The organism is Caulobacter segnis (genome assembly GCF_023935105.1).
GTDB lineage: Bacteria > Pseudomonadota > Alphaproteobacteria > Caulobacterales > Caulobacteraceae > Caulobacter > Caulobacter segnis_B.
Genome location: NZ_CP096040.1, coordinates 100,598 through 118,157, shown reverse-complemented (window position 1 = coordinate 118,157; position 17,560 = coordinate 100,598). Strand labels below are relative to the sequence as shown.

Annotated in this window: 17 protein-coding genes, 1 tRNA gene and 1 pseudogene; 14 read left to right on the top strand and 5 right to left on the bottom strand. The window is 67.2% G+C overall.

Annotation, left to right across the window (positions count from 1 at the left end):
• The first annotated feature begins 12 nt into the window (after positions 1-12).
• The 9 genes from purU (at position 13) to MZV50_RS00595 (ending at position 9,158) form a co-directional block, all read left to right on the top strand.
• On the top strand, positions 13-855 hold the full coding sequence (gene purU, locus MZV50_RS00635; RefSeq protein ID WP_252632444.1) for a formyltetrahydrofolate deformylase: 843 nt from the start codon (positions 13-15) through the stop codon (positions 853-855).
• Between the two features lie 81 nt (positions 856-936).
• A complete protein-coding gene (rfbB, locus tag MZV50_RS00630) occupies positions 937-2,004 on the top strand; it encodes a dTDP-glucose 4,6-dehydratase (protein WP_252632443.1) in 1,068 nt (355 codons plus the stop codon).
• Positions 2,004-2,882 (top strand): dTDP-4-dehydrorhamnose reductase, encoded by an 879-nt coding sequence (rfbD, locus tag MZV50_RS00625; RefSeq protein ID WP_252632442.1) that lies wholly within the window; start codon positions 2,004-2,006, stop codon positions 2,880-2,882. The genes rfbB and rfbD overlap by 1 nt, the downstream gene beginning before the upstream one ends.
• A gap of 123 nt (positions 2,883-3,005) precedes the next feature.
• On the top strand, positions 3,006-3,887 hold the full coding sequence (gene rfbA / locus MZV50_RS00620; RefSeq protein ID WP_252632441.1) for a glucose-1-phosphate thymidylyltransferase RfbA: 882 nt from the start codon (positions 3,006-3,008) through the stop codon (positions 3,885-3,887).
• An 87-nt stretch (positions 3,888-3,974) separates the two neighbouring features.
• Positions 3,975-5,252: a serine hydrolase domain-containing protein gene (locus MZV50_RS00615; protein WP_252632440.1), complete on the top strand. Its 1,278-nt coding sequence runs from the start codon at positions 3,975-3,977 to the stop codon at positions 5,250-5,252.
• 44 nt (positions 5,253-5,296) lie between these two features.
• Complete coding sequence (locus MZV50_RS00610; RefSeq protein WP_252632439.1) at positions 5,297-6,436, top strand: DNA cytosine methyltransferase; 1,140 nt, start codon at positions 5,297-5,299, stop codon at positions 6,434-6,436.
• Positions 6,437-6,508: 72 nt separating this feature from the next.
• Positions 6,509-7,495 carry a cysteine synthase A gene (gene cysK / locus MZV50_RS00605; protein ID WP_252632438.1) on the top strand — a complete coding sequence of 329 codons (987 nt, stop codon included), beginning with the start codon at positions 6,509-6,511 and terminating at the stop codon, positions 7,493-7,495.
• Between the two features lie 5 nt (positions 7,496-7,500).
• Positions 7,501-8,700: an FAD-dependent oxidoreductase gene (locus MZV50_RS00600; protein WP_252632437.1), complete on the top strand. Its 1,200-nt coding sequence runs from the start codon at positions 7,501-7,503 to the stop codon at positions 8,698-8,700.
• Complete coding sequence (locus tag MZV50_RS00595; protein WP_252632436.1) at positions 8,697-9,158, top strand: very short patch repair endonuclease; 462 nt, start codon at positions 8,697-8,699, stop codon at positions 9,156-9,158. The genes MZV50_RS00600 and MZV50_RS00595 overlap by 4 nt, the downstream gene beginning before the upstream one ends.
• Here the strand turns inward: MZV50_RS00595 and MZV50_RS00590 are convergent.
• From MZV50_RS00590 to MZV50_RS00580, 3 genes are all read right to left on the bottom strand, one after another.
• On the bottom strand, positions 9,104-10,870 hold the full coding sequence (locus tag MZV50_RS00590) for an ATP-binding protein (RefSeq protein ID WP_252632435.1): 1,767 nt from the start codon (positions 10,868-10,870) through the stop codon (positions 9,104-9,106). The genes MZV50_RS00595 and MZV50_RS00590 overlap by 55 nt on opposite strands.
• 181 nt (positions 10,871-11,051) lie before the next feature.
• Positions 11,052-11,336: a DUF167 family protein gene (locus MZV50_RS00585; protein WP_252632434.1), complete on the bottom strand. Its 285-nt coding sequence runs from the start codon at positions 11,334-11,336 to the stop codon at positions 11,052-11,054.
• Between the two features lie 4 nt (positions 11,337-11,340).
• The gene (locus MZV50_RS00580; protein WP_252632433.1) at positions 11,341-11,655 is read right to left on the bottom strand and encodes a YggT family protein; all 315 of its coding nucleotides are present in this window, start codon (positions 11,653-11,655) and stop codon (positions 11,341-11,343) included.
• A gap of 113 nt (positions 11,656-11,768) precedes the next feature.
• On the opposite strand from MZV50_RS00580, the gene MZV50_RS00575 reads away from it, so the two are divergent.
• The 4 genes and pseudogenes from MZV50_RS00575 to MZV50_RS00560 all read left to right on the top strand — a co-directional run bounded on the left by MZV50_RS00575 (position 11,769) and on the right by MZV50_RS00560 (position 14,885).
• A tRNA-Ala gene (locus MZV50_RS00575) sits at positions 11,769-11,844 on the top strand.
• A gap of 1,606 nt (positions 11,845-13,450) precedes the next feature.
• Positions 13,451-13,576, top strand: a complete 126-nt coding sequence (locus MZV50_RS00570) for a hypothetical protein (protein WP_252632432.1) — start codon at positions 13,451-13,453, stop codon at positions 13,574-13,576.
• A gap of 17 nt (positions 13,577-13,593) precedes the next feature.
• Positions 13,594-14,487, top strand: a pseudogene (locus MZV50_RS00565) (beta-1,6-N-acetylglucosaminyltransferase); the annotation flags it as partial.
• A gap of 14 nt (positions 14,488-14,501) precedes the next feature.
• Positions 14,502-14,885 (top strand): hypothetical protein, encoded by a 384-nt coding sequence (locus MZV50_RS00560; RefSeq protein WP_252632431.1) that lies wholly within the window; start codon positions 14,502-14,504, stop codon positions 14,883-14,885.
• Between the two features lie 362 nt (positions 14,886-15,247).
• Here the strand turns inward: MZV50_RS00560 and MZV50_RS00555 are convergent, their stop codons facing one another.
• Positions 15,248-16,519, bottom strand: a complete 1,272-nt coding sequence (locus tag MZV50_RS00555) for an NRAMP family divalent metal transporter (RefSeq protein ID WP_252632430.1) — start codon at positions 16,517-16,519, stop codon at positions 15,248-15,250.
• A 189-nt stretch (positions 16,520-16,708) separates the two neighbouring features.
• Entirely contained in the window at positions 16,709-16,837 is a 129-nt protein-coding gene (locus MZV50_RS26445; protein WP_289781893.1) for a hypothetical protein, read from the bottom strand.
• A 166-nt stretch (positions 16,838-17,003) separates the two neighbouring features.
• Between MZV50_RS26445 and MZV50_RS00550 the strand changes: the two genes are divergently transcribed.
• Entirely contained in the window at positions 17,004-17,207 is a 204-nt protein-coding gene (locus tag MZV50_RS00550) for a hypothetical protein (protein WP_252632429.1), read from the top strand.
• The last annotated feature ends 353 nt before the right edge of the window (positions 17,208-17,560 follow it).

Here is a 17,560-nt window from a genome sequence, read left to right as displayed (position 1 = left end):
AGGGAGCGGACCATGATCCTGACCCTCTCCTGCCCCGACCAGCGCGGCATCGTCGCCAAGGTCTCCGCCTTCCTCTACGAGCGCGGCTGCAACATCCTCGACGCCCAGCAGTTCGACGACCAGGAGACCGGCCAGTTCTTCATGCGAGTGGTGTTCGATGCCGACGGCGCCGACCGCGCGGCTCTGCGTGGTGACTTCGGGACCCTGGCCGACGGCCTGAAGATGAAGTGGACCCTGCGCGACCGCGCCGAGCGCTATCGCGTGCTGCTGCTGGCCAGCAAGTTCGACCACTGCCTGGCCGACCTCGTCTATCGCTGGCGCATCGGCGAGCTGCCGATGGACATCACCGGCGTGGTCTCCAACCACCCGGCGCAGACCTATGCCCACATCGACCTGAAGGACTTGCCCTTCCATCACCTGCCGGTGACCAAGGAGACCAAGTTCGAGCAGGAAGCCGAACTTTGGAAGCTGATCCAGGAGACCAAGACCGACATCGTCGTCTTGGCCCGCTACATGCAGGTGCTGTCGGACGGCCTGTCGGCCAAGCTGCAGGGTCGCTGCATCAACATCCACCACTCGTTCCTGCCGGGCTTCAAGGGCGCCAAGCCCTACCACCAGGCTCACGCGCGCGGCGTGAAGCTGATCGGCGCCTCGGCCCACTACGTGACCGGCGATCTCGACGAAGGCCCGATCATCGAGCAGGACGTCGAGCGCATCAGCCACCGCGACACGCCGGAGGACCTGGTCCGCAAGGGACGCGACATCGAGCGCCGCGTGCTGGCCCGCGCCCTGCGCTACCGCCTCGAGGATCGCGTGCTGCTGAACGGCCGCAAGACCGTGGTGTTCACCGACTGACGTTCGGGTCTCGCCTGTTGCGCGTACACTAAAAACTGGAGTACGGGGCTTCGTCTTGAGAAGCCGAGAGTTTTCCAGCGAATGTCGCAGCAGAATCTCCGTGTGATGGTGACCGGCGGGTCGGGCTTCATCGGCTCGGCCGTGTGCCGCCACCTGGCCGGCCAGAACGACGTCGCGATCCTCAACTACGACAAGCTGACCTACGCCGCCTCGCCGGCCAGCCTGGCGATGCTCGAAGGCAAGGCCGACTACCGGTTCGCCCAGGGTGACGTCGCCGACGCCGCGGCGGTGTCCGCCGCGGTCAAGGGCTTTCGGCCCAATGTCGTCATGCACCTGGCCGCCGAGAGCCATGTCGACCGCTCGATCACCGGTCCCGGCGACTTCATCCAGACAAACATCGTCGGCACCTACGTGATGCTGCAAGCGGCCCTGGAGCACTGGCAGGGCCTGGAGGGTGCCGAGAAGGACGCGTTCCGCTTCCACCACATCTCGACCGACGAGGTGTTCGGCAGCCTGGGCGCCGAGGGCCTGTTCAGCGAGACCACGCCCTACGACCCGCGCTCGCCCTATTCGGCGTCCAAGGCCTCGTCCGACCACCTGGCGCGGGCCTGGCATCACACCTATGGCCTGCCGGTCGTCGTCTCGAACTGCTCGAACAACTACGGGCCCTATCACTTCCCCGAGAAGCTGATCCCGCTGGTCACGCTGAACGCCCTGGAGGGCAAGCCGCTGCCGGTCTACGGCAAGGGCGACAACGTCCGCGACTGGCTGCACGTCGAAGACCACGCCCGCGCCCTGCACCTGATCGCCACCAAGGGCGTGCCGGGCGAGAGCTACAATGTCGGCGGCCGCAACGAGCGCACCAACCTGCAGGTGGTCGAGGCGATCTGCGACGTGCTGGACGCGCTGCGCCCGGTTGCGGGGCTGAAGCGCCGCGACCTGATCACCTTCGTCGCCGACCGTCCGGGCCATGACGCCCGCTACGCCATCGACGCCACCAAGCTGGAGACCGAGTTGGGCTGGAAGGCGCAAGAGACCTTCGACACCGGCCTGCGCAAGACCATCCAGTGGTATCTGGACAACGAGGCCTGGTGGGCGCCGCTGCGCGAACGCTACGCCGGCCAGCGCCTGGGGCTGAAGAGCGCCTGATGGTCCGCATCGCCCTTTTCGGCGCCAACGGTCAGCTGGGGTCGGACCTGACGACGCTGGCCGCCCGGCGCGGTCTCGACCTCGCGCCGGTGACCCGCGCCCAGCTCGACGCGGCCGATCCGGCGGCGGGCCTCGGCGACCTGGACTTCGACGTCGCCATCAACTGCGTGGCCGTCACCCGCGTCGACGACTGCGAGAAGGATCCCGCGCCGGCCGTGGCGATCAACGCCCACTTCGCCGGCCGCCTGGCCAAGGCCTGCGCGGCTCGGGGCGCGCGGCTGGTGCAGGTCTCGACCGACTACGTCTATGGCGGCCAGGACCAGCGCCAGCCCTTGTCGGAGGACATCGGTCGCGCACCGGTCAATGTCTATGGCGCGACCAAGGCCCTGGGCGAGGACCTGGCCCGGCTGGAACACGACGACGTCATCGTCGCCCGCGTCGCCTCTCTGTTCGGCGTGGCCGGGGCCAGCGGCAAGGGCGGCAACTTCGTCGAGACGATGATCCGCTTCGGCAGAGAGCGGGGCCGCCTGACCGTGGTTGATGACCAGGTGATGTCGCCGACCGCTTCGTGGGACGCCGGCGAGGCGATCCTGGACCTGATCGGAGCCCAGGCGCCGGCGGGGACCTATCACGTGGTCAATTCCGGCGTGGCCAGCTGGTGCGATTTCGCGACGGCGATCATCGAGAAGGCCAAGGTCACCAAGGATGGCGTCGCCGCCGAGGTGGCGCCGATCCCGACCAGCCAGTTCCCGACGCCGGCGCGCCGGCCGCCGTACAGCGCCCTGTCGAACGCCAAGCTGGAGGCGGCGATCGGACGGCCGATGCCGCACTGGACGCAGGCGCTGGATCGTTATCTGGCGGCCAAGGGCCACACCTGAGGCCGACGTCGCCAAATTTTCTTCCAAATCATCGCGTTGAAACGCCGGCCCCGGACCAAAAGCGCTCACGCTGCCGTGAATTCCGCTCTAGGCTCGACCGTCAAGACTGAAAAAGAAGACGTAATGAAGGGCATCATCCTCGCGGGCGGATCGGGCACTCGCCTCCATCCCGTGACCATGGCGATCAGCAAGCAGCTGCTGCCGGTCTTCGACAAGCCGATGATCTACTATCCGCTGTCGGTGCTCATGATGGCCGGCGTGCGCGACGTGCTGATCATCTCCACGCCCCGCGACCTGCCGCTGTTCGAAGGCCTCCTGGGCGACGGCGCGCGCTGGGGGATCAACATCACCTACGCCAAGCAGGCCAATCCGAACGGCCTGGCCGAGGCCTACCGGATCGGGGCCGACTTCGTGGGGAACGAGCCCAGCGTGCTGGTCCTGGGTGACAACCTGTTCTACGGCGCGGGCCTTGGCCGCATCCTGCACGGCGCCAAGGAGCGGTCGAAGAGTGGGGCCAGCGTCTTCGCCTACTTCGTCAACGATCCGCAGCGCTACGGCGTCGTCGAGTTCGACGCCTCGGGCAAGGCTGTGTCGATCGAGGAAAAGCCGGAAAAGCCGCGCTCGAACTGGGCGGTCACCGGTCTCTACATGTACGACAACCGCGTCGTCGACTTCGCCCGCGATCTCAAGCCCAGCGCGCGCGGCGAGCTGGAGATCACCGACATCAACCGCCTCTACCTGGAGGCCGGCGCGCTGTCGGTCGAGCGCATGGGCCGGGGCTTCGCCTGGCTGGACACCGGCACCCACGACAGCCTGCTGGAGGCCTCCGAGTTCGTTCGGACCCTGGAGCACCGCCAGGGCCTGAAGATCGGCTGCGTCGAGGAGGTCGCCTACCAGAACGGCTGGATCTCGACCGAGCAGCTGCTGGGCCTGGCCCACGACCTGGCCAAGTCGCCCTACGGCGTCTACCTCAAGATGGTCGCCTCCCAGCCCGACCGGTCCTGATCGCGTCTACGACCACGACGGGCTGGAAAAGCCACGCGCCCTCGGCGACAGTCCCGACGCCGTCATAAGAAGCGTCGGGGAGGCCGCGTGTCCAAGAAGTTCATCCTCGCCGCCGTCGCGGCGACGCTGCTGGCCGCTCCGGCCGCGCCCGCTCTCGCGCGTCCGACGCCGGCCGCCCAGGCTGTCGCTCCGGTCAAGATCGACAAGAAACGCATCGACGCGGCCCTGAAAGCCATGGTCGACAGCGGCCGAGCCGTCGGGGTCTCGGCCCTGGTCTGGCAGGACGGCCAGGAGCGCTATTTCGGGACCGCCGGCATGGCCGACCGCGAAGGCGGCAAGCCGATGCGTCGCGACACCCTGGTGCAGATCTTCTCGATGACCAAGCCGATCACGGGCGTGGCTTTGATGCAGCTGTGGGAGCAGGGCAAGTTCGGTCTGGACGATCCGCTGTCGCGTTACCTGCCCGAATTCGCCGACATGAAGGTGATGGACGCCCAGGGCCAGACGCGTCCCGCCAGCCGCCCGATCCTGATCCGCGACATCCTCCGCCACACGGCAGGCTTCTCGTACGGCGGCGCGGCGACGCCGGCCGACGCGGCGTTCTCGGCCCTCGACCCGATGAACATCGGCAACGACCTGACCGAGTTCGGCCATCGCATCGCCAAGGCGCCGCTGCTGTTCGATCCCGGCGAGGAATGGAGCTACAGCGCCGCCGTCGACGTTCAGGCCCTGCTGGTCGAAACGCTGACTGGCCAGCCGTTCGAGGCCTATGTGAAGGCTCATGTCCTGGACCCGCTGGGCATGAAGGAAGCCGCCTGGACCCAGCCGGAGACCGCCTTCGCCCGTCTGGCGGCGACCTACAACAAGGGTCCCGACGGCAAGCTGGCGCGTCAGGATGACGCCGAGACCCGAAGGCTGAACTTCAACCCCGCCCGTCGCCTGACCATGGGCGGGGCCGGCATCGTGGCCCCGATCGACGACTACGCCCGCTTCTCGCGCATGCTGCTGAACGGCGGCGAGCTGGACGGGGTGCGGATCCTCAAGCCCTCGACCGTGCGCCTGATGGCCACCGACCACCTGGACGCCCGCGTCACCCAGCGTCGCTGGCTGCCCAGCAAGGGCACGGTCGGGTTCGGCCTCGACTTCACGGTCCGCAAGAGCCAGCCCCAGACGGCGGCCGAGAACCGCGGCGCGGTCGGCGAATTCTTCTGGGACGGCCGCGAGACCACCCTGTTCTGGGTCGACCCGGTCAACAACCTGACGGCGGTGTTCTTCGTCCAGACCTATCCGTTCGACGGCACGCTGCACCACGACTTCCGAGAGGCGGTCTACGGCAAGGACTATCTGGGGCCAAAAGGCGACTAGCGATGGCTTGGGCCGGGCGGCGGGTGCGACTAGACTCCGGGGCGATGAATCGGAACGCCTCCCCCTCCTTCCTCGAATTCTTCGCCGGCGGCGGCATGGCCCGCATCGGTCTGGGCGAGCGCTGGACCTGCGCCTTCGCCAACGACTTCGATGCGGTGAAGGCGCAGACCTACCGGGCCAACTTCGCGGACGCCGGCTCTTCCCAGGGTGAGGGGCACTTCCACGCCGGCGACGTCTTCGCCCTGACTGCCGACCAGATCCCGAGCGCCGACCTGGCTTGGGCCTCCAGCCCCTGCCAGGACTTCAGCCTGGCGGGCGCGCGGGCGGGCCTGGCGGGCGGCAAGTCCTCGGCCTTCTTCGGTTTCTGGACGCTGATGAAGGCGATGTCGGCGCAGGATCGCGCCCCGCCGGTGATCGTGATCGAGAACGTGGTCGGCCTCCTGACCTCGCACCATGGCGATGACTTCACCGCCCTGTGCGGCGCGCTTTCGGAGGAGGGCTATCGCTTCGGGGCGATCGAGATCGACGCCAGCGCCTTCGTCCCGCAGTCGCGGCCCCGTGTCTTCGTGGTCGCCACGCGCCTGCCGGCGGTCGAGCTGGAGGGCTCCAGCGCTTTCCACACCCGCGCGGTGCGCGAGGCCGCCGCCCGCCTGCCCGATGACCTGAAAGAACGCTGGATCTGGTGGGGTGTCCCGTCACCGCCGGCCCGCAACACCGACCTGGCCGTCGTGCTCGAGCCCGACGACGCCGTGGCCTGGAACCCCCAGGACCGCACCGAGGCCCTGCTGGCCCTGATGGCCGACAGCCACCGCGAGGCGGTCGAACTGCGGATCAAGTCGGGCGAGCGCGCGGTCGGGGCGGTGTTCCGGCGCATGCGCGGCGGCGACCAGCGGGCCGAAGTCCGGTTCGACGGTCTGGCCGGATGTCTGCGCACGCCGCGCGGCGGCTCCTCGCGCCAGACCCTGTTGGTCATCGAGAACGGTCAGGTCCGCTCGCGCCTGGTCACGCCGCGCGAGGGCGCGCGCCTGATGGGCCTGCCAGACAGCTATCGGCTGCCGCGCTCCCAGACAGCCGGCCTGCAGGTGATCGGCGATGGCGTCGCGGTTCCGGCCGTTCGCTGGCTGGCGGAAAGCCTGCTGGAGCCCCTGCTCGATAGCAAAACTGCAAGCCTCGCCGCTGAATGACCTCCTGACAGGTGGGATTTGCGGGTCTAGGGTGCCGCCGCTTTCCGCAACCTAAGGCTCCAGGGTGCTCCGATGGACGACGCTTCCTCCCTCTATGACGCTTCGCGCTTCAAGCGCGCCGGTCGCGGCAAGATCTACGATTCGATCATCGACACGATCGGCGACACCCCCCTGGTCCGCCTGCCGCGCCTGACGGCCGAGCTGAAGCCCAAGGGCGAGGTCGTCGCCAAGCTGGAGTTCTTCAACCCGATCGCCTCGGTCAAGGACCGCATCGGCGTGGCCATGATCGAGTCGCTGGAGGCCCAGGGCCTGCTGAAGCCCGGCGCGACCATCATCGAGCCGACCTCGGGCAACACCGGCATCGCCCTGGCCTTCGTGGCCGCCGCCAAGGGCTACAAGCTGATCCTGGTCATGCCCGAGAGCATGTCGATCGAGCGTCGCAAGATGCTGCTGCTGCTGGGCGCCAAGCTGGAGCTGACCCCGGCCGAGAAGGGCATGCGCGGCGCCGTCTCGCGCGCCCAGGAACTGATCGACGCCACGCCTGGCGCGGTGATGCCGCAGCAGTTCGAGAACGGCGCCAACCCGCTGATCCATCGCGTCTCGACCGCCGAGGAGATCTGGAACGACACGGCCGGCGCCGTGGACGCCGTGGTCTCGGGCGTCGGCACCGGTGGCACCATCACCGGCGTCGGCCAGGTGCTGAAGGCCCGCAAGCCCGGCCTGAAGATGGTCGCGGTCGAGCCCGAGGCCTCTCCGGTGCTGTCGGGCGGCGCGCCCGGCCCGCACAAGATCCAGGGCATCGGCGCCGGTTTCGTGCCGGGCGTGCTGGATCGCGGCGTGATCGACGACATCGTCCAGGTGTCGAACGACGACTCCTTCGCCATGGCCCGCCGCGCGGCGTCCACCGAAGGCCTGCCGGTGGGCATCAGCTCGGGTGCGGCCCTGACGGCGGCCTTCGACCTGGCCCTGCGCGACGAGTACGCCGGCAAGCTGATCGTGGCGATCATCCCCAGCTTCGCCGAGCGCTACCTGTCCACGGCCCTGTTCGAGGGCCTCTGAGCCCGTTGCGCATCGGCGTCGTCGGGTGCGGCGTCGGCGGCATGGCCGCCGCGCTGGCCCTGGCGCGCCGAGGCCATGCGGTCACGCTTCTGGAAGCCTTCGCCCAGCCGCGTCCGCTGGGCTCGGGGCTGCTGTTGCAGCCGACGGGCTTGGCGGCTTTGCGCGCCCTGCGCCTGGAAGAGGCCATCCGCGCCGCCGGCGCCCGTGTCGAGCGGCTGGAAGGCAAGGACACGCGCGGCCGCCAGGTCATGGATCTGAACTACGGCGACTGGCGACCCGGCGCGCACGGGGTAGGCATCCACCGCGCCGTGCTGTTCGACACGCTGCACGATCAATTGGCCCCGGCGGGCGTCGAAATCGTCACCGACGCGCGGATCGTCCGCGTCGAGGATCCCGCCCGCCCCGTCCTGCATGACCAGCACGGACGGATCTTCGGGCCGTTCGACCTGGCCATCGTCGGCGACGGCTCGGCCTCGACCCTGCGGACGGCGATCCGGCCGGGAGCGCGGGCTCCGGTCTATCCCTGGGGCGCCGTCTGGACCAATGCAACCGATCCGGATGGACGCTTCGCCGGCGCCCTGCGGCAGGTCTACCACCGGGCCGAGGTGATGACCGGCGTCCTGCCGGTGGGGCGGGGCCCAGATGGCGAGACCGGTCAGGTCAGCCTGTTCTGGTCGCTACCGGTCGGCCAGATGGACGCCTTCCTGGCCAGCGACTTCGCCGCCTGGCGGGACACGCGCCTGGCGCCGCTTTGGCCCGAGGCCGCGGCTCTGCTGGCCGATCGCGCTGGCTGGCAAGGCTTCTCGCGGGCCGTCTATCGCGACGTTTCCGTTGGACGCTGGAACCGCCAGGCCTGCGTCCTGATCGGCGACGCCGCCCACGGCACCAGCCCGCAACTGGGTCAGGGCGCGAACCTGGCCTTGGTCGACGCCGTCGAGCTGGCGGCGCGCCTGGACCGCGACCTGCGCCCGACCGCCGTCACCGTCCGCGCCTGGCAGGCGGATCGACGGCGTCATACCGGCCTCTATCAGTTGGCGTCCAAGGCGCTGACGCCGCTGTTCCAGGCCCACGGCGCGTTCTGGCCCTTGATGCGAGACTGGTTCTTCACCCCGATGTCGCGCTGGCCGGGCCTCAAGCCGCTGGGCGTGCTGCTGCTGACGGGGACGCTGCGCCTGGGCCGTTTTCCGCCGGAGACGCGGCCATGAGCACCGACGTCTACGACAAGGCGAAGCGCTCGGCCGTCATGGCCCGGGTCAAGAGCAAGGACACCACGCCGGAGAAGGCGCTGCGGCGGATCCTGACGGGGCTTGGCGCGCGCTATCGCCTGCACCGCAAGGACCTGCCCGGTAATCCCGACGTGGTGATGGCGGGTCGCAAGCTGGCTTTCTTCGTCCACGGCTGCTTCTGGCACGGCCATGACTGCGCCCGCGGCGCGCGGGTTCCCAAGGCCAATCGCGACTACTGGTTGGCCAAGGTCGCCCGCAACGTCGCGCGGGACGAACGCTCGACGACGGCCCTCCTGGCCGCCGGCTGGCGGGTCGAGGTGGTGTGGGAATGCGATTTCAAGGATGAGGCGGCGCTGACGGCGCGCCTGCGCGCGGTGCTGGATCAGGCCGCCGCGCCGTCCGGTGTCGCGGCCGAGGCCCCACCGCCCAGCGCCTGAGCCAGGGCGCCGAACAGCTCCATCGGATCGATGGGCTTGGCCACGTGACCGTTCATGCCGGCGGCGGCGCAGGCGTCCCAATCCTTGGGCGTGGCCGAGGCGGTGACGGCGATCACCGGGACGTCCCGGTTGGGGCCCGCGCCGGCCCGTAGGCGGCGGGTGGCTTCGCGGCCGTCCATGCCGGGCATGTAGACGTCCATCAGCACCGCGTCGAACGCCTCGGACGCCAGCAGCTCCAGGGCCTCCTCGCCAGACTCGGCCAGGGTGGCCTCGACGCCGAACGGCTGAAGAACCAGCTCGATGGCGCGCCGGTTGACCACGTGGTCGTCGACCACCAGCACCCGCAGGCCGGCGATCGAGAGACCCGGCTCCTCGACACGCGGCGCCTCGGCCAGGCCCAGGGTCGCGGTCAGGGTGAAGTGGGCGCCCTGCGCCACGGCGCCTTGTTTCGGCGGCCGGGCGGCGGTCAGGTCGCCGCCCATCAGCCGAGCCAGTTCACGGCTGATGGCCAGGCCCAGGCCCGAACCGCCGTGGTGACGCACCACGGCCGCGTGCAGCTGGTCGAACGGCGTGAACAGGCGGCCCAGCAGGGCGTCGGGGATGCCCGGCCCTGTGTCGATCACCTCGATCGACAACAGAACCCGTTCGGGCGTCGGTTCGGCGTTCAGCACGACGGTGATCTCGCCGCGCTCGGTGAACTTGATGGCGTTGCTGAGCAGGTTGTTCAGCACCTGCTTCAGGCGGGTGACGTCGCCGTTGACCCAGCGCGGCAGGGTCGCCGCGCCATGCACCTTCAGCTTCAGGCCCTTGCGGGCGATCTCGGGCCGCCAGAGCCGCAGCGTGTCCGACAGAGCCTGGCGCAGATTGAATGGGGCCTGCTCGACGTTCATGCGTCCCGCTTCCAGGCGGGAGAAGTCCAACAGGTCGTTGAGCAGGGCGCGCATCAGGTCGCCGGCGTCGGCGATCAGCTGCGCGTGGATCTTGGAGCTGGCCTCGGGGACCTCGCTGTGCAGGCGGGCGGCCCCGGCCAGGATGGCGCTGATCGGGGTGCGCAGTTCGTGGCTGATCATGGCCACGAAGGCGGACTTGGCGGCGACGGCCTCCTCGGCTTCGTGGCGCCGGCGCTCGGCCTCGGCCTTGGCGTCGGCCTCGGCCTTCAATGCGGTGGTCAGGGTCCGGCTGGCGACGGCGACCGAGATGATCATCAATAGCGCGCCGAACCACAGCACGTCGGCCAGGTTGGCTCCGGGATTGGCGGCCTTGGCGATGAACGGGGCTATCAGCAGGTAGAAGGCGTGCGGCGCGGCGGCCATCAGGGTGGCCGAACGGCTGCCGGCGTTGGTCACCACGACGTTCAGCAAGGCGCCCGCCAGCAGCATTCCGCCCAGGGTGGGCGCGAACCGGACGTGGGATGCGAACAGGGGCACGGACAACGCGCCGAACGCCACCGAGGTGACGAAGGGCGCGGCGAAGGCGACCACACGCCGCCAGCGGGGCGCGGACGCCGCGGGATCGCGCGGCCCGTGCTTCACCCAGGCTTCGAAGGCGTAGCAGAGGACGTAGGTCAAGGCCCACAGCCATCCCCAGGCCGGATGCATGTAGATCTGCAGCAACAGGGCGATGGCCAGGGTCGCGCCGATGCGCAGATAGGTGTTCGCGCGCCGCGAGGCGGCGGCGAGCGCCACGTCCTTCTGCTCCTCGGTCCCGATCATGGACGCCCTTGCCCCCGAGACCCCCCGGTCCCCGCTTACGACCAGGCTAGTCGTAAACGGCTACAGGGAAGTAAAAGAACGCCGTCACGTCAATGGCTTGGCTGGATTTGTGGCGGGCAGGATCGTGCGTACGAAGCTTCGCAACGGATCGAATCGGCAAGGATTTGCCCCGGCGTGACGCCTAGGGGCGGGCGCCGAAGGCGCGCGCCAGGTCGTCGGCGGTGACGCCATCCAGCTCGAGGCGCTTCAGGCGGGCGGTGTCGCCAGAGGCGAGGCGGACGGCCGAGCGGGGGATTTTCAGGGTCTTGGCCAGGAACGCCAGCAACGCGGCGTTGGCGGCCCCGTCGACGGGCGGGCAGGCCACCCGCACCTTCAGATAGGGGCGGCCGTCCGCGTCCGCCGCCCAGCCGTCGATCGCGTCGCGGCCGCCACGCGGCGTCAGTCGGACGGCCAGAATTTCAACCAAAACCTCAGCCCAGAACGTTCAGAAGGGTGTTCTGCAGCGCCGGCAGGATGAAGATCTGGATGCCCCGCAGCAGCAGCAGGACGATGATCGGGCTGATGTCGACGCCGCCGATCGACGGAATGATGCGGCGGAAGGGCGCTAGAATCGGGTCCGTGACGCGATCCAGGAAGGTCGCCACGTTGTAGACGAACTGGTTGCGGCGGTTGATCACGTCGAACGCGAACAGCCAGCTCAGGATCGCCGAGATGATGATGGCCCACCAGAGCAGGTTCAACAGGGCGTTGAGGATGAAGAAGACGAGATTGATGATCGGGGCCATGAGTTTTCCGTCCGGACGCCAGAGCTTCTTGCCGTGCCTGGAGAGTGCTGGCAAGGCGGGTTGAGAACCCCGCTTGACGAGAGGCCTCAAGGGCCGTATCTCCGCCGCTCCTTGGGGCCGTAGCTCAGATGGTAGAGCGCCTCGTTCGCAATGAGGAGGTCAGGGGTTCGATTCCCCTCGGCTCCACCAAGGATCTCTGTTAAATAACTGTTTTCGTTCGAGAAACTGCAATAGGCTCGCAGGCGTCCCCACGGATTTCCCCTCACTTTTTTCGCGCTTCAATGACACCGTCTGCGCTAGCGTGGTGCGGGCTGGGATATCCCCCTTTTTACAGTCGGCGGACAGCAGAACCGGCCAGCGCTTTATGAGCTGGCATCCGGCAAAGCCGACAGGCCCGGGGGGCGCATGTTTACGCCGAACCATTCTGAGCAATAATTTGCCGTGATGGGGCCCAGAGTACGTCGTCGCGCGGCCTAACGTCGCATCCGGACAGAGCCAGTGATTCTGGCCCTCAAATGACGAGGATAGACCGCAACGGGAGAAGTTAGCGTTCGCCTTAGATTGACCGCTCACCGCGACCATCCTGCGCCAAGTGCTGCCGTTCGCATCTTGCTGGAACGCGGACCTTCGGCTGCGTCCCGAGTTTGACAAGCAGGCCGCCGCTACACGAGACCCATCCTTTGATGGTTATTCATCCCCGAGGAGGCGAGCGCAGCCGCGCCTGCTGGGGTGATGACCCAGCCCCCGCCGGTCCTCCCGGCCAAGCCGTGGTCGGTAGGCACACGGGCATCGCTGATGTTGATCCAGTCGACTTTCTCATCGGATTTTTCGCGCCAGATTCTGCAGGGCCGCGCGTCAGCGTCACGATTGTCCGGTCGCCAGCGGGTTTGGCGCCTGATCTGGATGGCGACCGCTCAGGCGCTGGCTGCATGCGCAGGATCTGGCCGCCGAGACTGGTGACATCGTCCGACAATTGGGTCTTCCGGCGCTTGAGATAATCGTTCTCGCGACGCATCGCCTAGGCGTCTTCGTCGGTCATGGGCGCGCTGACACGCAGTAGACGGCGGCGTCGTGCGAATGACCGCTCGCAGGAGGGCGGCGCGCTCGGGATCGAGACCGGGGGCCAGCAACTCCTTCCGCGCGTCTTCGCGGATCTTGCCCTTGTGCCGGCCACCAAGGAAAAGGGCCTCGGCCCGCACTGCCCGGATCGAGACTCGGCGCACGCAGAAAATCACCAGCACGGCGCCCCACGGGCTCATTGAAACACGCTGCGCGTTGGCGGTTGGACTGGCTGTTCGAGGGGGCGGACATGGCGTCCTTTCGTGCCGACGAGTCAGCATGGCGCGGGATAATCCGTTGCTTGAACAGGATAGCGCGGTCCGCGGGCGATAGCTCCCACACCGTAATCATTTCACCGCCGCGCGGCTGTCCGTGCTATGGTCTTCCTTGAGGCGCGCAGTCACGCCATACGGACCGGTCCGCCAAGCGGAAGGTCCCTAGGTCCCGAAGCCGGGACACCCTGCTATCGCAAGATCAAAAGCCGACCGCATCGGGGCGGGCTTGGCCCGCTCCGCGCCGATGGCCGACGTCCGCCTCTTCAAAAGGAACACCCCATGTCCAAAGGCAATCGTGGAGTCCGCAAGCCCAAGGCGATCAAGCCCAAGGTGATCGCTGCCGCGCCTTCGACGCTCTCGCAGACCCTGGCGCCGCGCAAGAAATAGCGGCCAGGCCCAGGAAGACCCGGCCTGAGCAGACCGAGCGCCGCGGACCGGCGCGCTCGACGAAAGGCCGAACGATGAAGACCTATCCTGGAACACGCCCCTCAGGTCCCAAGGGCCTGAACGATCCTCGGTCGACCGGAAGCCAGCCCCCCAGGCCTCGACCGATCGACCCGGACGCCCTGCGAGGCACGAAGTCTTGATCAAGCGCCGCGAGCCGCCGACTATCGCCTATCTGGTCCTGGTCCACCGCTATCCCGAGCAGTTCAAGCGGCTGTTCAAGGCGATCCATGACCCGGCCAACCACTACCTTGTCCATGTCGACAAGAACGCCGGCCCGGCGCTGGAAAGCGACCTGCGCGGGTTTCTCGCCGCCTATCCCAACGCCGCCGTCCTGGAGAGCAAGCGCGCCCTGTGGGGCGGCTACAGCCTGGTCGACGCCGAGCTGCGCGGCATGACCAAGCTGCTCGAGATGGACGCGCGGTGGGACTACTTCATCAATCTGAGCGGCCAGGACTTTCCCCTGGCGACCCAGGAGCGCATCCGGGCTTTCCTCGACGCCAACCGAGGCCGGGAGTTCATCCGGGTGCTCGACCAGGCCGTCATCCGACCCGAGACCATGGGCCGGGTGCTGCGGCACGTGGTTGAACAGGGCGGCCGCATCGTCGACAGCCTGGTCACCCGGCTCTTCCTGAAGGACGTCACGCCCTATATTGGCAACCAGTGGAAGATCGTCAGTCGGGCGTTCTGCCAGTTCGTCTGCCACGACCCGTCGGTCGATCGCTACAAGGCCTTCTACCGCAACACCTTCATCGCCGATGAGGGCTTCTTCCAGACCGTGATAATGAACACCGCCGCGCACGGCGAGATCGTCAACGACGACAAGCGGATGATCGACTGGGTTCCCGATGGGGATATCAAGCTTCGTCCTCGCACCTTCACCAAAGCCGATGCGAACATGCTGACGTCCTGCTCGGACCTCTTCGCGCGCAAGTTCGACGCCGAGGTCGATGCGGAGATCCTCGATATCCTGGAAGCCAATTTGCGGACCCAGGTCGTCGCCAGCGAGCGCTCACCCACGGTCGCCGAGTCGCTCGCGATGCTGGTGGCGTAGAGTGGAGATCGTGGGTGACTGATCCGATCAGCCGCAATCTCGTGATGGCGCTGTGCGCGACGGCGTATGTGGGCGCCCTCGGCTTTTCCGTAGCCGATCTCCTGCGCGATCCGCCCTTGAAGACCTACGTCATCGTTCCGGGCGGCGACTGGACGCGGTGCGTCGAACTTCGCGCCACCAGCGAACGTCTGGCCCGCCAGGCGGTGCTGCGGCGTCCGGCGCCGGTGGGTGGGACTGAAGGCTGCCTTGTCCGGCCCGCCATAGCGGCGGTGGACTCGCGCCTGGTTCTCGAACGCGGCTTCAACACCCTGCTCGCCGTCTCGGCGATCCTGGCGGCGCTCTGGGCGGGCTTCGCGTTGACCCGCTCCTGGCGCAGAGATGCTGACTTGCCTGCCTAACGAAGCGCTTACCTACGACCGACGTCGCCAAGTCGTAGAGAAGGCGCGCTCTCACCAGCGGAGTGGCCGCGTAGCGCCATAACCGGAACTTGGCTTAGCTGCGGGAACCGGACATTGGCCGCCTGGCGCCAACGGTGAATTCCGAACCTAGTCGGACCTCGCCGCCATGGCCTAACTTGATCTCATGTCCGTTCTCCACCGATCAGAACACCGGCTCTTCGAAGCGCTCGTTCAAGCCTAAAGTGCGTTATCGCTGGGCTGCTTCCCCGGCCATCAGGTAATGAGGCAAAATATCGATCTTGAAGGTTTCAATGGTGGGATCCGCCGCGCGAGGCTCTCAAAAAAGGGTTGGTGCTTGACCGCTAGCGCAGCAAGAACATCGCCACCGTGGCGGCGGCCATGACCCCGGTGGCCGCCCAACCGAAGATACGTTGCGGCAAGCTAGCGATGAACGGCCCCATCTCGTGTCGGCGCGAGGCCACCACCATCATGGCCGCCATCATGGGCACCGAGATCACACCGTTGAGAACCGCGCTCCAGAACAGGGCCTTGATCGGGTCGATCGGCGAATAGTCGATGGCGATGCCCAGAACCGTGGCCAGACCGATGACGCTGTAGAAGCCGATCGCCTGGCTGGCCGGACGCTCCAGGCCGGTCTTCCAGCCACGAGATTCGCTGATGGCGTAGGCGGCCGAGCCGGCGAGGACCGGCACCGCCAGGAGGCCCGTGCCGATGATGCCCAGGCTAAACAGGAAGAAGGCGAACTCTCCAGCGATGGGGCGCAGGGCTTCTGCCGCCTGAGCCGAAGTCTGGATGTCGGTCTTGCCGGCGAGGTGAAGGGTGACGGCGGTCGTCAGGATGATGAAGAAGGCGATGAGGTTGGAAAACCCCATGCCCAGCAACGTATCCCAGCGGATCCGCCGCAACTGCGCGGGGGCCTGTTCGGGGTTGGCGAGCAGCGAACCGGCGGCGGGATCCGCCTCCTGGTCCTCGACCTCCTCGGACGCCTGCCAGAAGAACAGGTACGGGCTGATCGTCGTGCCGAAGATCGCAACCACCAGGGTGACCATGGCGCCTGTCAGCTCGATCTTCGGAAGGATCGTGCGCAGCGCGACCTCGGCCCAGTCGATGTGGACGGTGAAGACCACGGCGACATAGGCGAACAGCGCAAGGGTCAGCCATTTTAGATAGCGTACATAGCGATGGTACGGGACCAGGATCTGGAGAGCCAGCGAGATAGCCGCGAACAGCCAGGTGAAGAGGTGCTGGCCCCATCCCAGGGTGAGCTTGGCCGCGGCCCCCATCGCCGCGAGGTCCGCGCCGATATTGACGGTGTTGGCGACGAACAGAAGCATGACGAGCAGGGTCACCACGCCACGCGGGAAGACGCGCTCCATATTGGCGGCCAGGCCCAGGCCCGTGACCCGGCCGATGCGGGCGCTGATCATCTGGACCGCCGCCATCAGCGGATAGGTGAAGACCATCGTCCAAAGCATATTGACGCCGGACTGGGCGCCGGCCTGAGAATAGGTTGCGATACCGCTGGGATCGTCGTCGGCCGCGCCCGTGATCAAGCCGGGCCCGAGGCTCTTGAAGATGCTAGCACGGCGCAGAACACGAACGACGGCTTTCAAGCGAGGCTCCGGATGGTTGGGTGGTGTTCTATCGGCGCCGATCCCAATCTTCGCCGGTCGTCATCCTCGGTGAAATCGCCTCATCTCCGCATCGCGGGTCCGGCGGGCGAGGCGTCCGAATAGACCCGATACGTTGAAACATCAGCCGACCGATCCATCGCCCCGCTCGTCTCTTTGTCAAACGCCCACTCACTCAAGCGTTTGATTTTCCGTGTTCAGGTGAAAGGCGCTCTTTTGGCCGAGCAGCACCGCCGGCGCGGCTATCCCAACGCTACCAGGCGCGTCTGAGATTCCGCCGCGCTTCAGCGGCGGCTTCATGGAGACCTCAAGCGCGGTTATTCGCTGGGGAGCCTCGGAAACACTCGTCGAAAAGCCGTCCCTCCCCCGAGCTATTTTCAACGGCGCTATGAAACGGCGGTCGGTCTCCCCACATGAAGGACGTGACCGTCGAGAGTGAACCGCGTCGCGGTCGAACCGCTCTGGCTTGGCCACGCTCGAGGCTCTCCAAATGGACCCTGAACTTGAACGCGTGCTGCGCGAAAACAGCTATCTGAAACAACGTTGCGCTCAGCTTCAAGGCGACGTCGATAATCTCAACAGCCAAGTTACTCGGCTCGCTGAGCAGTTGGATCATCACAGGGCGCGCTGGAGCACGCCCAATCCGCTATCCGGCGGACAGGACGGTTGATGGCGCGGCGAGGAAAAGTCTGGTGTGAGGTTGTTCGATGAGATTTCTCTCATGGCTGCGAAGCGTTGCGCCGAGCGAAGCCGCCGTCCGGCGTGAAATCTGGGACCTTGGAGCCCGCCATCGAGGCGAACCCCTCGCAGGGGCGCTAACTGAGCTCGGCAAGCGAGACGTGTCGCCGTCGCGCCAAGTTTTGCTGCGGGCTTGTATTCAGAAACTTCGCGGCTAGCTGATCCGCGCCATACCCATGATTGTCGGTCTTCCGCGGCCGGCGCCCGACGGATCGTGCATCTTACGACGTCCACTTCGAATGAACCGCCCCCAAGTTGCGAATGCAAGCCAAGTTGGGGCTCCGC